Here is a 16304-nt window from a genome sequence, read left to right on the forward strand (position 1 = left end):
AGGACGAAGTTCTGTCACCGGGCAGAAAGTGACCGTGAGTGAGCGGATGGCACTGGCCGCCGGTCGGATGAACCGTAGACAGCCCAAGGATGCAGATTGAAGGTCCTTGGAGGCCGCAGCCGGGAACACAGTGCCGAGCGACGTCGGGCCGGCTCCGCCGGCCACGCCCTTCGGCGTGGGCCACCGCCTACCGAAGCTGCGCTCCGTTGTTCGCCCCCGACGAGAGCCGTTCACGCAGCGTCGGGTCGAGATTCTCGATCCGGACGCCGTAGCGCTGCATCTGCAGGAGAATCCGCTGTTCGACCGGCGTATCGATGTCCGTCGTCCGATCGGGATCGTTGTTCACATCCCGGGTCAGGTCCGCTTTCCAGTCTTTCAGGACCTGTACCGCCACGACATCCGGTACGCCCGCCATCAGGCCTCGCAGCTCCGATTGCAGCCGGGCCTGGATCTGCGGGAAAGTCGAACGCAGCTGCGACACCTCGGCCAGCAGCTTCTCCCGTTCGCCGGTGGCCTGGGTGGCCGCCGCGGTCGGCGCGACGGTCGCCCCCGTCGAACCCGATCCCATCCAGCTCGACAGTAATCCCGGCAGCGCGCCCGCTGTCGAGCGGATCAGCTGCTCTTCCAGCTTCGGAAGGTCCTCCGAACGGGTGTTCTTCAGCGAATCGAGAATCTGCTGCTGCAGCCGCTGGCGCGTTGCGGGATCCATATTCTCCAGCGTTTCGGCCAGCGACTGGCGGGCCTGCGTCCGCAGCGTGCCGCGAACCTGGTTCCAGAAATCGGTCGAGTCGACCGTCCCTGGCGACGGCGCGGGCGTCTGGTAGGCAGGCACCGGCTGCTGATACGGCTGGGGCTGATATTGCTGCGGCTGGTACTGCTGAGTGGGGTAGGGCTGTGCCGGCGTCCGTGCCCCCAGAGGAATCGAGCTCACGCCGGAATTCGCCGGCTGCGACGCGATCGTCTGCGTGCTTGGCTGCGGCTGAGTGCCCCAGGGATCGGACGGGGCGGAATATTGCGGAGGCGTCGACGTCGTCGGCAGGAACGGATTGCTGAACTTGTCGTCGACGGCCTTCGCCGCGTCGCGGATCGCATCGGCGAGGCCGACGTTCGGATCGACGACGTGATCGTGATCCATCGGTCCAACGCCCGGGATATTGTCGAGCGAGTGGATATAGCGGTTTAGGGCATCATGCAGCTTTTCAGGCATGATGGGATGGATCTTTCGCATGGTGATCGCGGCGTAGTAACCCGATTTCGAGTTCGCAATGAGGTTGTGCGTCGCGTCGAGCGTGGCGAGAAAGAACGTCGCGACGAGGCAGACGACGATGCCTTTCGCGAGGCCGAAGATGGCTCCCAGGTGGGAGTTGTATTCCTTGAGACCCGCTCCTTCGATCCCCTTGGTCAGCATGCGGGCTGCTCCGAAGGCGACGAACGAGCACACCAGGTAGGCCCCGAACATCGTCACCCATTCATTGAGCGGCGGCTGGAGCGAGATATGTGGTCCGAGAATCCCGGAAAAGGTCTCGGCGAACATCAGACACAGAATGATGCCCGCGATGGTGGCGAGCTGCCAGATGAGCCCGCGAGAAGCGCCGCGTGCCATGCAGAACACCAGCACGCCCAGCACTGCGATGTCGTACCACATCCCTGTGATCCCCGAAGAAAACGTCCCTGTTTCGAGCCGCGTGTTTTACCGCTGGAAGTCAAAATGGGTAAAGACCGGTTGCAGCCCGGCCATCGGGGGCCCTCTTGGACCTTTTCATGGCAGCGCCAACCTGCCCATTCCTTCTCTTCATTTCCCTTCTGTTCCCTCTCTTTTCCACGTTCCCATACTTCCGGGCGCGAATAGGTGAGCGCCCCGGAAACAGGTATGATGCCCGTTCACGAGCGCTCCGGGGGGAACTGCGATGCGGATGGCAGTGGCAATCGGCGTCATTCTCGTTGCAACGATCGGCCGTGCCGACGACTCCGCCGAGTTGCGCTTCGTCCGCCGCGTTCTCCCACTCCTCCGGGAAAAGTGTTTCGCCTGCCATGGCCAGGATCCCGCCGACATCAAAGGCGCGTTGACGCTCACCACTCGCGCCGGGCACTTGAAGGGAGGTGAGTCGGGCGAGCCGGCGGTTCATCCCGGCCAGCCAGAGACCAGCCCGCTGATGCTCTCCGTCATCCGTGCCAGCGACAACTGGTCCGCCATGCCCCCCAAGGAGAACGACCGGCTCTCCCCGGACCAGGTGGCCGAGCTGAAGGCATGGATCGAAGAGGGAGCCACCTGGCCGACGGAGCAGCGCCTCCGTGAAATCGAGAAGCAGCATGCGGACCAATGGGCCGCGGAAGACGGCGTCGTGGTCAAGACGAGCGGAGGCCTGTCGCCGGCGTGGACCAACCGCCGCTACAAACCGGAAGCCCTCTGGGCCTACCAGCCGCTCAAACACCCGGAGGTCAAAGACCGTGCCCGGGCGATCGACGAATTGCTCGAAGCCGCCATGCCGCCCGGTCTCACGCCCGCTCCACTGGCGGATCGCAGGACTCTCATCCGAAGGGCAACTTTCGATGTCATCGGACTCCCGCCCACGCCCGACGAGATCGCGTCGTTCCTGAACGATCCGGCCGACGACGCGACCGCATTCGCCACGGTCGTCGATCGACTCCTCGCATCACCCCATTTCGGCGAGCAGATGGCCCGGCGCTGGCTCGACGTGACACGCTATGCCGACAGTTCGGGCCTCGCCAACGACTATGAACGGGGCAATGCCTGGCGCTACCGCGACTACGTCGTCCGCGCCTTCAACAGCGACAAGCCCTATGACCAGTTCGTCCGCGAGCAGATCGCCGGAGACGAAATCGATCCGGACAACCCTGAAAACCTCGTCGCGACTGGCTTCCTGCGGATGGGAGCGTGGGAGCTGACCGGCATGGAAGTTCCGAAGATCGCACGCCAGCGATTCCTCGATGACGTCACCGACGGAGTCGGCCAGGTCTTCCTCGCGCACATGCTCCAATGCGCCCGCTGCCACGATCACAAGTTCGATCCCGTCCCCACGCGCGACTACTACGGTTTCCAGGCCTGTTTCGCGACGACGCAGCTCACCGAGCGGCCGGCCTCGTTCCTCCCGGAAGAAAACGTCAGCGGCTTCGAAGAGCGAAAGTACCTCGAGGCGCGCCGCGACCGGTTGCAGGCCGAACTGGACCGGATTCGTGAGACCGAAGCCGCCGCGCGACAGGCATGGAAACAGCAGAACCCGGATGGCAACGACGAAGCTATGAAGGACAGGTTCCTCTCACCTGTCGACCTCGGACTCAGCCGCATCACCCGCAAAGGAATCGAACGCCTGAAGTGGCAACTCGATCGCTATGAGCCCGTCGCCCTCTCGGTCTACTCCGGCCGGACACCAGCCCTCAAGAACGTCCTGGCGCCGTTGCGGATCCCGAAGAACCGCGACGCCGGAGAACTCGAACAGACGCACATCCTCCCGGGAGGTGACCCGTTCAGTCCCTCCGCGGAAGTTGTTCCCTGCGTCCTGACCGCCCTGGGCGAGTCCCCGATCCCTGTCGAGATCAACGGCCGGCGCACGGCGCTCGCTCGCTGGATCACCAGTCCCGACAACCCGCTCACCTCGCGGGTCATGGTCAACCGCCTCTGGCAATGGACCTTCGGAAAAGCGATCGCCGGGAATCCCAACAACTTCGGCGCCACCGGGAAACGCCCCACGCATCCGGAATTGCTTGACTGGCTCGCTGGCGAGTTCCAGCGCTCGAACGGGTCGACAAAGCAGATGCTCCGGGCGATGTTCACCTCCGAGGCCTATCGCCGCTCCTCGCGTCATCCCGATCCCGCAATGCTGGCGAAGCTCGACCCCGCTGGAGACCGCTATGCCGCGTTCCAGCCCCGACGCCTCTCGGCCGAGGAACTTCGGGACGCGATGCTCGCCGTCTCCGGGGAACTCAACCGGACGCTGGGAGGAATTCCGATCCGTCCCGAGATGCCCGCCGACGTCGCCATGCAGCCGCGCATGGTGATGGGAACCTTCGCAGCCGCCTGGGAGCCCTCGCCCCGGCCCGAGCAGCGCCATCGCCGCAGCCTCTACATTCTCAGGCTCCGCGGCCTGCGGGATCCGTTCGCCGAAGTGTTCAACCAGCCGTCCCCGGAATCGAGCTGCGAAGCCCGGGAAGAATCCACCGTCGCCCCTCAGGCCCTCTCCTTGATGAACGGCGACGATGCCCGCGGCCGCGCGGTGAACTTCGCCGTGCGACTGTTGGAGCTTCCGCTCGAAGAGACCGCCGTGATTGAAGAGGCGTTCCGCTGGGCGTATGGACGCTCCCCGTCCCCCGGGGAATCGACCGCCTGTCTCGCCCATTGGAAATCGATGACGGAGCGGCATGAAACGATCTCCTTCGACCGTCCCCAGCGGCCGACAACAATTGAACGCGAAGCGTCGGAAGAAGTGACTGGGGAGAAGTTCCGGTTCGCCGAGGTGCTGGAATCTGCGGCCGATTTCATCCCCGATCGCGGCATGGCCGATGTCGATCCCCGAACACGCGGCCTGGCCGAGCTTTGCCTCGTGTTGATGAATGCGAATGAGTTCGTGGTCCTGGATTAGTGGTCGTCGTTGACGCTGCCGGCGTCGACGAATGCCAACGCCGGCACCATGGAGCCTGAACGGGTGCGAAATGTTGAACCCTTTTTCTCGTCGTGACGCTCTCTATGGCCTCGGCGCCTCTCTGGGCAGTGTCGCCTTCAGTGCGCTGCTCGCAGAAGAAACGCGAACGGCCACGGGGCCGTTGTCCCCCAGGCCTCCGCAGATCGCGCCGCGCGCCACCCGCTGCATCTTCCTGATGATGGACGGCGGGCCCAGCCACATCGACACCTTCGACCCCAAGCCCCGGCTGAACGACCTCCACCTCAAGGAGTTCCTCCGGAACGACCAGATGCAGTCCGCCATGTCGAGCGGCAAGCGGTACTACGTCGCCTCGCCGTTCCAGTTCCGGAAGGCCGGCGCAAGCGGCATGGACATGGCCACAAACTGGGAGCATCTGGCCGGCGTTGCCGACGACCTCTGCTACTACCGCGGCTGTCAGGTCGACTCGGTGAATCACCCCACGGCCCTTTATCAGATGAACACCGGCAACCGCTTCGGCGGCGACCCGGCCCTCGGCGCCTGGACCACCTACGGGCTCGGCAGCGAGAACCAGGACCTGCCCGGCTTTGTTGTGCTGCCCGACGTCAGTCTGCCGCAGGGCGGGGCGGCGAACTGGGGCAACGGCTTCCTCCCCGCCCACTACCAGGGAACGACGTTCCGGGCCAAAGGGGCGCCCATCCTCGACCTCGCTCCCCATCCCGCCATCACCCGCGACCACCAGCGCAGGAATCTCGACCTGCTCGCCCAGCTCAACCAGCAGCACGCCGCCGACCGGCCCGGGAATTCGACGCTCGCCGCCCGCATGGAAAGCTACGAACTCGCGTTCCGCATGCAGGCGGAAGTCCCCGGACTGCTCGACCTCTCACAGGAAACCGCAGCCACCCAGGCGCTCTATGGAATGGGCGAAGAGCCCACCGATGCCTTTGGCCGCCGCTGCCTCCTGGCCCGCCGGCTCGTGCAGCAGGGCGTTCGCTTCGTGCAGCTCTATGCCGGCACCTGGGACAGCCACGATGCCATCGAACGGGCCCACGGCAGCCTGGTGAAACAGGTCGACAAGCCGATCGCCGGGCTGATTGCCGACCTCAAACGCACAGGGCTCCTCGACTCGACACTCGTTGTCTGGTGCGGCGAGTTCGGACGTTCACCCGACAACGGCGTGCGAATGGGCACCGCCTTCGGCCGCGATCACAACCCGAAGGCAATGACGGTCTGGATGGCCGGCGGAGGCGTGAAAGCCGGGCACATCGTCGGCGCAACCGATGAACTTGGCGCGGAAGCCGTCGAATGCGTGCACCACGTCCGCGACCTGCACGTCACACTCCTGCATCTCCTCGGGCTCGATGACAACAGGCTCACCTACTTCCACGGCGGCCGCTTCAAGCAACTCAGCCAGTTCGGTGGAGCAGTGATCAAGGAACTGCTCGCCTGACCACCCCCTGCCACGATCCGCCGTCTTGGTGCCGTGCGCAAGTCGAGCACCGTCCAGTCACCGAGACCCGCCGCAATCCAACCGAATCGCACCGGCCTAAGTAATGTGCGCTCCCTGCGTCTCAACATAAACCGCATATAGCGAGCGACTGGCCGTCATGAACAGCCGGTTCCTCTTCGGCCCGCCAAAGCACACGTTGCCGCAGATCTCCGGCAGCCGGATCAACCCGATGCGGGTTCCGTCGGGCGCGAAAACGTGCACCCCGTCAAACCCGTCCCCCACCCAGCCGGCGCTCGACCACAGGTTCCCATCCACGTCGCACCGCATGCCGTCGGCGATGCCATGCTTCTCCTGCTTCTCCCCATTCGGCCACTTCTCGGTCCGCGGCGCGAACGACATTGATGCGAACACCCTCCCGGCTGAGAGGTTCTTCGCATCCTTCACCTCGAACGCCCAGATGCTCTTCACCGGAGTCTGCTTCGTGTCCGCCCCGGAATCCGCCACGTACAGCGTCTTGTAGTCCGGTGAGAAGCAGATGCCGTTAGGCTTGGCCGGTTCGTCCGTCACTTTCGAGATCAGGCCGCTGGCCGGATCGATGCGGTAAACCGCCTCCTTCAGGTGCAGAGTTCCCTTGTTCCCCTCGTAGTTCATCATGCTCCCGTAGCCCGGGTCGGTGAACCAGATGCTCCCGTCGGGATGCACGACCGCGTCGTTCGGAGCGTTGAGCGGCTTCCCTTCGAACTTGTCCGCCAGCACTGTCCGTTTGCCGTCGTGCTCGTAGCGGGCGACGGCCCGGTTGCCGTGTTCGCACGAGATCTGCCGCCCCTGGAAATCGAACGTGTTCCCGTTGCTGTTGCCCGCCGGGTTCCGCATCACGCTGACGTGCCCGTCGTCGTTGAGCCACCGCATCTGCACGTTGTTCGGAATGTCGCTCCACACCAGGTACTTGCCGACGCCGTTCCATGCAGGCCCCTCGGCCCACAGCATCCCCGTGTGCAGCCGTTCGATTGGCGTATTGCCGATCTTGTATTTCTCGAACCGCGGATCGAGCGCGACGATGTCCGGATCCGGATAGCGGACCGGCTCCGCTCCCGGCCCGTAGTCGCGGGCGATCACTGTCCCCGCAACCGAGGTCGCAAGAGCGCCCAGGAACGTGCGGCGGGCGAATTGGGCCGACGTGGAAGTGGTCGCTGGCTCAGTCATCGGGATGCCCTTTCAAGGTGGAATATCAAGTGGAAGTGGATGCCTGCTGCCGTGGCTCACAGAGCCGTGTCACCGCAAAGAAGAACCTGCCGTCGCACGCTCTGCCCGAGCTGTTTCAATTCGCTCGTCGACGGTTCCGGTTCTGATTCGGACGCACCGGCGCGCCCGGGTCCGCAGCATCCCACGGCCAGGGCTTCACAAGGGCACGCTCCGCCCACACGTCCCAATAACCCGCCAGTTCCTTCACGCGCTCAGGATGCTTGCCGGCCAGGTTGCGGCTTTCAACGCGATCATGCTCGATGTCGTAAAGCTCCCACGGACCCTCTTTCCCCTTGGCAACCACCTTCCACGTCCCCAGGCGAACCGCGCGGTTCCCTTCGTGTTCCCAGTACAGCGGCTTGGACCGCTTCAGCGACGTCAGGTTGAGGGCCGGCGCCAGGCTCACCCCTTCCAGGGGCACCGTCTTCTCGCCGTGGTTCAGAGCCGGAAAACGGGCCTTCGCCACGTCCACGCACGTCGCCATCAGATCGATGAGATGACCCGCTTCCTTGTACACCTTCCCCCGGTGCTCCGCGTCGACGCGTGCCGGCCAGTGCATGATCAACGGAGAAGAGATCCCCCCTTCGTGAACCCAGTGCTTGTATTCGCGGAACGGGGTATTGCTCACGTTGGCCCACCCCCGGCCGTAGGCGACATACGTGTCCGGCCCGCCAGGCCAGGCGTTCTTCCCCATGCGGACCGGATAGCCATCGCGCGTCTGGTCGGGAACGATTCCCGAGTGGAAATCCGTCGGCTTCATCGCCGGCAGCGTCGGCTTGTCCGGCCGCGGAATGTCCGGATGCTTCATGTTGCCGGTCCGGCCCATCAGTTCCGCGCATGCTCCGTTGTCCTGCAGGAACATGACGAGCGTATTGTCGAACTGTTTGGTCCGCTTCAGCTCGTCGACGATCTTGCCGATCCCCTGGTCCATGCGGTCGATCATCGCCGCATACACTTCCATACCGGCCGCTTCCCACGCCTGGTTGTCGACCTTGCTCCAGTCCTCTGCCTGTGGCGAAAGCTTCTCCCCATCCCCGATCAGCCCCAGCGAGATCGACTTTTTCAGCCGCGCCTCGCGAAACGGGGCGTAGCCGGCGTCGTACTTCCCTTTGTATTTGGCGATGTCTTCTGGCAGGGCGTGCATCGGCCAGTGGGCCGCCGTGTAGGCGACGTACATGAAGAACGGCTTGTCGCCCTGCTCGCGCGTGTGGTCGGCGATGTAGCGGACGGCGTGATCCGAAATGGCGTCGGTGAAGTAGTAGGTCTCCGGCGTGTAGTCGGGATCCGCGACCGGCGAGATCGTCGTGTTGTCGCGCACAAGCGTCCACGGATCGAAGAAGCTCCCGGCTCCCGTGATCATGGAATAGTTGCGGTCGAACCCGCGCTGTTGCGGCCAGTTGTGCTTCGGGCCGTTGTCCTGCACATGACGGGTCACATGCCATTTTCCGACCTGGTAAGTCCCATAGCCGGCCGGTTTCAGAGCTTCGGCGATCGTCGGCGTGTGCTTGTTGAGGTCGCCCCGGTAACCCGGAAGGTTCCGTTCATCCATCATGTGGCCGATGCCCGCCTGGTGCGGGTACACGCCGGTCAGCAGGCAGGCCCGCGTCGGGCAGCACCGGGCCGTATTGTAGAACTGTGTGAAACGCACCCCGCCCGCCGCCAGGGCGTCGAGTTGCGGCGTCTGGATCTCCCCGCCATAGCACCCGAGATCCGACCACCCCATGTCGTCCGACATGATCAGGATGATGTTCGGCCGATCGGCCGCCCCCGCCGACAACGCCATCCCCAGGACCGCCACACACCACACGATTGAGCGCATTCCATCATCCTTCGAGGCAAACACCGGCCAGGAGCCGCGCGAGGTCGTGAGATTCGTCTCACCGACCCTGGATCGTTTCCAGTGTCGTCCTCAACACCCCCACCATCTCGGAATTTGACCCCGCAAGGTTGTTCTGCTCCCCGGGATCCTTCGAGAGATCATAAAGCTGTGCACCAGCGTCGTTTCCAAGTTCATTCCCGGTCAGGTTCCGCTGTGGCCCTTTGCCGCCGGGAATGTACTTCCAGTTCTTGAACCGGATTGCGAGGCGTCCGGCCTGCTCGACAAGCACCTCCCGCCCGGTCGCCGATTCTCCCGTAAATGCCGCCAACTGGTTCTGGCTGTCGCCTGGATCGCGCAGTTGGATGCCGAGCAGCCCGGCGAAGCTTGCGAGGAAATCGATCTGACAGACGATCGCGTCACTGACCGCAGGCGCCCCGATGCGGGCCGGCCAGCGAACGATGAACGGAACGCGCGTTCCCGCTTCGAAGTGGCTGTACTTCCCTCCGCGAAGCGGTCCGGCCGGCTTGTGGCCCCCCAGCTTCTTCACCGCATCGTCCTGGTATCCATCATCCACGACCGGGCCGTTGTCACTGGTGAAAATCACGAGCGTGTTGTCGGCCACCCCCTTCGCCTCCAGCGTTTTCATCAGCTGGCCGACGCACCAGTCGAGCTGGGCGATCGCGTCCCCCCGCGGCCCCATCGATGTCGCCCCCAGGAAGCGGGCGTGAGGCACGCGAGGAACGTGAATGTCCTGCGTCGCAAAGTACAGGAAGAAGGGCTGCCCGGCGTTCTTCTCGATGAACTCGACCCCCTTCTTCGTGAAGACGTCGGCCATGTCTTCGTCGATCCACCGCGCCGTCTTGCCACCGGCCATCGTGCCGATCCGGCTGATGCCGTTCACGATCGTCATGTCGTGCCCATGGCTGAAATTCATCTTCAGCAACTCGGGATGGTCGCGGCCCAGCGGCTCGTCGCCGACTGGCTTGCCATAGCTGACTCGGATCGGATCGTTCGGATCGAGTCCGACCACCCGTCGGCCATCGACATACACACACGGCACACGGTCGCCCGTCGCCGCCATGATGAAGCTCTCATCAAATCCGATATCGAGCGGACAGGGCCGGATCTCCCCGTTCCAGTCGAGATTCTCCGCCCCCAGCCCGAGGTGCCACTTGCCGACGACGCCCGTTCGGTAACCAGCCGATTTCAGCAGGGAGGCCACTGTCGTCCGCCCCGGCTCGATGATCATCTTCGCATCGCCGGGAAGAATGCCCGTTCCCTTTTTCCGCCACGGGTACTCGCCCGTCAGCAGGGCGTAGCGTGAAGGGGTGCAGGTGGCTGATGTGGAATGCCCGTCGGTGAAGCGGATCCCCTGGGCAGCGAGCTGGTCGATATTCGGCGTTTTCACTGCCGTGGCGCCGTAACAGCCCACATCACCGTAGCCAAGGTCGTCGGCGTAGATGACGACGACATTCGGCTTCGCGGGGTCAGCGGCCTGAAGGCCGCGAGCGGCGACAACCAGCACGACGAGGGTCAGAGAACGCAGCATTCGCGCAGAGCGGCTCGGCGGCAATCCAGGCATCACGTTTCCTCTCGACGGAGCGAATCATCGACGCACGAGCGTGTCGACTCAGGATTTGCCGGCACGCAGTGGGGAACGACAGGTTTACCCCGCCTCGCCGCGATCGGCAACCGGCCGGCGGTAAACCAGCACTCCGGCTGCTCCAAAGCAGCCGGAGTGCTTTGCATGTGCCGTGCCTCTCCCTTTCCTCACGCCCGCATCAGGAGTGAACGGACGGTGCCAGCCGCCGGTCAAACCCATTTGCCGTCCCTCAAACAATCCGCGCAACCACCCACGGAATACCGGAGGGACCATAAACGCAATCACCAACAGCCCGTCAGGCAGTTGCACTCAATTGGCCGGAACACCCGGAGTGCGTGCAGCCGCAAGGCCGCCACTCACAATGGGAACTCCATCGCAACTGGCGGGGAGAATCCAGCAGGATGGAGCCCCGACCTTCCTGCTCCGTGGGGGAGGGGGGAGAAGGTCCAGCGGTACGCACCCCGCATCACAGCGCGCGTCTTGCTCCATCAGGTCGAAATCGAATCTGATCACCGCGTCGACAGAGGAAACGGTCGAGTCGATTGGTTACCTTCGCTTCCCATGCAACTTGCCGAACTTCCATGGACTGTTGTGGAATCGCTCGACCGCGATCTTCCGGTCGTGATTCCGGTCGCTGCCCTGGAGCAGCATGGCCATCATCTGCCGCTGTTCACCGACAGCATGTTGCTGGGCGAGGTTGTCAGACGCGCTGCCGAACGCTGCCGCGACACGGCCCTGTTCGCGCCCCTCACCTGGCTCGGAAACTCCCACCACCATCTCGATTTCCCTGGAACGCTCTCGGCCGAGCCGCGGTTGTACCTCGACCTCCTTCGCGGACTCGCGAACCAGTTCCTCACCATGGGATTCCGCCGGATCGTGTTTCTGAACGGGCACGGCGGCAACATCGTGCCCGGCAGGCAGGCGACCTTCGAACTGCGGCAGGAGCATCGCCAGCGGAAAGACCTGCTCCTCCTCTTCGCGACCTACTGGGAAACCGCCGAGCCCCCCGCCGACGGCGCCTTCCACCAGCACGAGATGGGACATGCGTGCGAATGGGAAACATCAATGATCCTCAGGATCGCGCCCCATCTCGTCGGCGACTACGAGGCCGCCGTCGACGTCGCGAGTGACGGGGAATTCGGTTCGACCCCCCGCGCCTGGACCACCAAAGACCGCACCGCGCCGGGCCACATCGGCGCTCCGCGCCATGCCACGCCCGAGAAGGGGGAGCTCCTGTTGTCGACGTTTTCCGCGGGCGTGGAATCGCTGGTGGAGAACGTCCGAAAATGGTCGGGAGCGAGGTGGTAGTCCCGGTCATCGCGCCGACCCGGTTTGTTCAATGTGCTCACGGTCCTGAATCCTCACCCTGATTGATGACTGCATGCCGTTCACGTTCCCCCGGCCCCGGACCGCACTCCTGTGCGGGTTGCTGCTTTGTGCAACCCTCATCAACTACATGGATCGCCAGGCGCTCTCGTCGCTGGCGACCCGCATCTCCGGCGAACTCGGGCTGACCAATCAGGACTACGGCTCGCTGGAACGGGCCTTCGGCCTGGCGTTCGCAACGGGCTCGCTGGCGTTCGGGTTTCTGGCCGACGCGGTCTCGGTCCGCTGGCTCTACCCCGCCGTGCTCGTCGCATGGTCGGCCATGGGCATCGTGACCGGCTTCGCGAAAACCTACGACGACCTCTTCTACTGCCGGATGTTTCTCGGCTTCTTTGAGGCCGGGCATTGGCCCTGCGCCATGCAGACGATCCGCCGGTCTCTGAAGGACGAAGATCGCGGCCTCGGCAACAGCGTGCTCCAGAGCGGTGCGTCGATCGGCGCGATCGTGACCCCGATTATCATCCAGCTGATGATCCCCCTCGGCTCCGATGGAGAGCCTTCACAGGAGCCGGGGCTCTGGCGACTGCCGTTCATCGTGTTTGGCGGGATCGGCTTCGCGTGGGCGACCGGGTGGATGGCGACGGTCCGCCGCCGCGACCTCCAGCAGGCCGCGGAAGTCGAAGAAACGCAGCAGATCGGGCTGCTGGCCGATCTGCTGCGCCTCCTGAAAACAGGCAAGTTCTGGACGCTGCTCCTGGTCGTCATCGCCATCAATACCAGCTGGCAGATCTTCCGTGGTTGGCTGCCGAAACTGCTGCAGGAAGGACGCGGTTACAAGGAGAACGTCGCGCTCTCCTTCACCTCGGGCTACTACATCGCAACCGATGCCGGTTGCATCGCCGCCGGCCTGGCCACGAAATGGCTCGCGACGCGAGGCGTCTCCGTCTTCAATTCGCGGCGGATCACCTACACCGTCAGCAGCCTCTGCTGCGCCAGCATCGTGCTCCTCCCCTGGACCCCTTCCGGGACGCCATTGCTGATGCTCTGGCTGCTGGCCGGAGCCGGGGCGCTGGGAGTCTTTCCCTGCTATTACTCGTTCGTTCAAAGCCTCTCCGAGCGTCATCCCGCCAAGATCTTTGGCATCCTGAGTTTCTGTGCGTGGCTGACGACCTCACCGCTGCAGAAGATCTTCGGGACCTGGATCGACTCGATGATCGCGGCGAACGTTTCCCTCCCCTTCGACCGCATGATGGTGGCGGTCGGCATCCTCCCGCTGATTGCCGCGATTCCGCTGTGGCTGCTGTGGCGCGAAAAGCCCCAGCCGACTGAGAAAACCTCGTAGAGCAGGCTCCGCCTGGCGTCGCCACGAGTTGCTTTCCCCTGATCTCGATTCCGGATGCATCCCGCCGGCTGCTGCGCAACCGCAGACGAAAGTTGAGGGGGACCTCCGACTGGCGTTCACGAACGGAGGGCCCGCGACAGGAACTCGAGGAAAGGCCCTCAAGCCTCGGATCACGTCACACCTGTCACACATGTCACAGGTCCTCAATTTCCAGCCTTTTCACTTCCCTTTCACGTGTGACGCACGTGTGACGCGGCGTCACACGTGTTCCGCCGCCCGGAGCCGCCGCGCCAGTCCGCGATACGAGACCGGTCTAGCGAAATCGCAGGACTCCTTTTTCGGTGAGGAATATCGAACGACGCGGATTTGTTTACACTCTGCCAATACCGTCCACGATTCGCTCGCCTGCCCAATGTCCACTCCGACCGCGGTCCCTCCCGCTCAACTCGTCCCGCTGGAATCTCCGCGGCTCGGGTCGACGATCGACTACGAGAAGTTTCTCGACTGCGTGCACTGCGGGCTCTGCACGGCCTCCTGCCCAACCTACCTCGAGACGGCCAACGAAAATGACAGCCCGCGCGGACGCATCTATCTGATGCGGGCCGTGACGGATGGACGGCTCGAAATGAGCCCGCAGGTCTCCCGCCATCTCGAACTCTGCCTCGATTGCCGCAGCTGCGAGACGGCATGCCCTTCGGGAGTTCAGTACGGCCGGCTGATCGAGCCGTTCCGCGTCCAGATGCAGCAGCAGGGGGCGGCCGGGAAACCAACGAAGCCTGGATGGTTCCAGAAGTACATCCTGTACGGGATGTTCCCCTATCCCCGACGCTTGCGGGCAGCCCTCTGGCCCGCGCGTGTCATGCAGACCCTGGGCGTCGACCGACTGGCCGAAAAAATGGGGCTGTTGAAGCTCCTGCCGGAAAAACTGCAGCGGATGCAGAACCTGCTCCCGCCCCTGCAGCCGCGCGGGCCGGCCCTGCCGGAATTCCTTCCGGCCATCGGAACCAGACGGGCCCGCGTTGGCCTGTTCACCGGCTGCGTTGCGGATGCGATGTTCCACCACGTCCACTGGGCGACCGCCCGCGTCCTGCAGCACAACGGCTGCGACGTCTACACGCCGCAGACCCAGGCCTGCTGCGGTGCGATTCACTATCACAGCGGAGCCAGCGAACCGGCCATCGATCTCGCCCGCACGAATGCGAAAGCGTTCTCCCGGGATGACCTGGACGCCGTCATCGTCAACGTGGCCGGCTGCGGCTCGATGCTCAAGGACTACGGCCACGTCGCCCATGAAGTGCTGCCGGGTGACGCTGCACTTGGCAGTCAACTGACGGCGTTCGCGTCAAAGATCCGGGACGTCAACGAATTCCTGGCGCAGCTGGGGCCCGTCCCCCCGAAACATGCGGTCCCGATCCGCGCGACCTACCACGACGCGTGTCACCTGGTGCACGCCCAGCGGATCCGCGAGCAACCTCGCAGGCTGCTCGAAATGATTCCGGGACTGACGCTCGTCCCCCTCGCGGAAAGCGACATCTGCTGCGGGGCCGCCGGCAGCTACAACCTGACCGAGCCTGAAATGGCCGATCGACTCGGTCAGCGGAAACTGAAAAACATCCTCGCGACGAACGCGGATGCCGTCATCAGCGCCAACGCCGGGTGCACCCTGCAGATGCTTTCTCAACTTCGCAGCGCCGGACGCGATATCCCGGTGCTGCATCCCATGGAACTTCTCGACCGGGCCTATCAGGGCCCTGATGCCAAGTCATGACGTCGTTCACTGCCCGCCGATACGATTCCGGAGAACCTGTTCGAATCGCCCTTCAGAATGGCCGCATCACGGATGTCGAGCCAATCTGGACCCGCGAACCGCTGGAGGACTGGCCCTGGGTCGCCCCGGCCTTCTTCGACCTCCAGATCAACGGCTACGGCGGAGTCTGGTTCGCCGACGAGAAACTGACCGTCGAACAGGTCCTGGAAGTCCTCGCCGGCTACCGGACTCATGGCGTCGGACGCCTGTTTCCAACGTTGATCACCAGCTCGCGCAAAGCACTCGAACACGGGTTTCGCACCGTGCGGGCGGCGTGTGAAAAGGAAGCGTGGGCGGACCGCATGGTGGCCGGCTGCCATCTGGAAGGCCCCTATATCTCCGATCAGGACGGCCCGCGCGGGGCGCATCCCGTGCAACATGTCCGCCCCTGCGACTGGTCGGAATTTGAAGCACTGAATGCCGCGTCGGGCGGACGGATTCGACTTGTCACGGTGGCGGCGGAGGCCGTGGGCGCCGCGGAGTTCATTCGACGCGCCTCGGACGCCGGAATTCTTGTGGCGCTCGGCCACCAGGCGGCCGATGCGGCGCAGATCCGGGCAGCAGTCGACGCCGGGGCCCGGCTGAGCACCCACCTGGGCAACGGTGCTGCCGGAATGCTCAAGCGACATCCCAATTTTCTCTGGGACCAGCTGGCGGACGATCGCCTGATTCCAAGCGTGATCTCAGACGGCCATCATCTTCCTGATGCGGTGCTGAAGACGTTTGTGGCCGCGAAGTCCCCGGAACGCGTCGTCATTACCTGCGACGCATCTGGCCTCGCCGGAATGCCGCCCGGAGTTTATCCGACCGCGTTCGGACCGTTTGAAGTCGTCGATGACGGCCGGATCGTCGTGGCCGGTCAGCGAACGTTGCTGGCGGGATCGGCCCTGACCACGGAGGTCTGCGTGGGCCACATGGTGAAGGCGACAGGCGTGACGCTCGGGCAGGCCTGTGACATGGCGGGGCGCATCCCGCTGCGGCTGTGCGGACTGGACGCGCCCCGGCTGATCGCGGGAGCGGCAGCCGACCTGGTGCTGTTCGGGTTTGAGGCCGGGGCAGGGAAGTTGACGATCGACAAGCTGATGACGGCTTGAGATCG

Annotated in this window: 10 protein-coding genes; 6 read left to right on the forward strand and 4 right to left on the reverse strand. The window is 64.2% G+C overall.

The genetic code is table 11. From position 1 onward, the window contains the following. Positions 1–187 precede the first annotated feature (187 nt). A complete protein-coding gene (locus tag Pan44_RS14635; protein ID WP_145030767.1) occupies positions 188–1645 on the reverse strand; it encodes a CvpA family protein in 1458 nt (485 codons plus the stop codon). A gap of 262 nt (positions 1646–1907) precedes the next feature. Between Pan44_RS14635 and Pan44_RS14640 the strand changes: the two genes are divergently transcribed. After that, positions 1908–4598 carry a PSD1 and planctomycete cytochrome C domain-containing protein gene (locus tag Pan44_RS14640; RefSeq protein WP_145030768.1) on the forward strand — a complete coding sequence of 897 codons (2691 nt, stop codon included), beginning with the start codon at positions 1908–1910 and terminating at the stop codon, positions 4596–4598. A gap of 70 nt (positions 4599–4668) precedes the next feature. Further along, positions 4669–6066 (forward strand): DUF1501 domain-containing protein, encoded by a 1398-nt coding sequence (locus Pan44_RS14645; protein WP_197453331.1) that lies wholly within the window; start codon positions 4669–4671, stop codon positions 6064–6066. Positions 6067–6162: 96 nt separating this feature from the next. Here Pan44_RS14645 and Pan44_RS14650 read toward each other — a convergent pair whose 3' ends face one another. From Pan44_RS14650 to Pan44_RS14660, 3 genes are all read right to left on the reverse strand, one after another. Then, entirely contained in the window at positions 6163–7269 is a 1107-nt protein-coding gene (locus tag Pan44_RS14650) for an SMP-30/gluconolactonase/LRE family protein (protein ID WP_145030770.1), read from the reverse strand. 115 nt (positions 7270–7384) lie between these two features. Next, on the reverse strand, positions 7385–9127 hold the full coding sequence (locus Pan44_RS14655) for an arylsulfatase (RefSeq protein WP_145030771.1): 1743 nt from the start codon (positions 9125–9127) through the stop codon (positions 7385–7387). A gap of 58 nt (positions 9128–9185) precedes the next feature. Then, positions 9186–10676 (reverse strand): sulfatase family protein, encoded by a 1491-nt coding sequence (locus Pan44_RS14660; RefSeq protein ID WP_145030772.1) that lies wholly within the window; start codon positions 10674–10676, stop codon positions 9186–9188. A 615-nt stretch (positions 10677–11291) separates the two neighbouring features. On the opposite strand from Pan44_RS14660, the gene Pan44_RS14665 reads away from it, so the two are divergent. The 4 genes from Pan44_RS14665 to Pan44_RS14680 all read left to right on the forward strand — a co-directional run bounded on the left by Pan44_RS14665 (position 11292) and on the right by Pan44_RS14680 (position 16299). Then, positions 11292–12038 carry a creatininase family protein gene (locus Pan44_RS14665; protein ID WP_145030773.1) on the forward strand — a complete coding sequence of 249 codons (747 nt, stop codon included), beginning with the start codon at positions 11292–11294 and terminating at the stop codon, positions 12036–12038. A 73-nt stretch (positions 12039–12111) separates the two neighbouring features. Beyond that, entirely contained in the window at positions 12112–13398 is a 1287-nt protein-coding gene (locus Pan44_RS14670; protein WP_145030774.1) for an MFS transporter, read from the forward strand. Positions 13399–13810: 412 nt separating this feature from the next. Beyond that, positions 13811–15166: a (Fe-S)-binding protein gene (locus tag Pan44_RS14675; RefSeq protein WP_145030775.1), complete on the forward strand. Its 1356-nt coding sequence runs from the start codon at positions 13811–13813 to the stop codon at positions 15164–15166. Next, a complete protein-coding gene (locus Pan44_RS14680) occupies positions 15163–16299 on the forward strand; it encodes an N-acetylglucosamine-6-phosphate deacetylase (protein ID WP_145030776.1) in 1137 nt (378 codons plus the stop codon). Before Pan44_RS14675 ends, Pan44_RS14680 begins: the two co-directional genes overlap by 4 nt. The last annotated feature ends 5 nt before the right edge of the window (positions 16300–16304 follow it).

Origin of the sequence: Caulifigura coniformis, assembly GCF_007745175.1 — a bacterium.
Lineage (GTDB): Bacteria > Planctomycetota > Planctomycetia > Planctomycetales > Planctomycetaceae > Caulifigura > Caulifigura coniformis.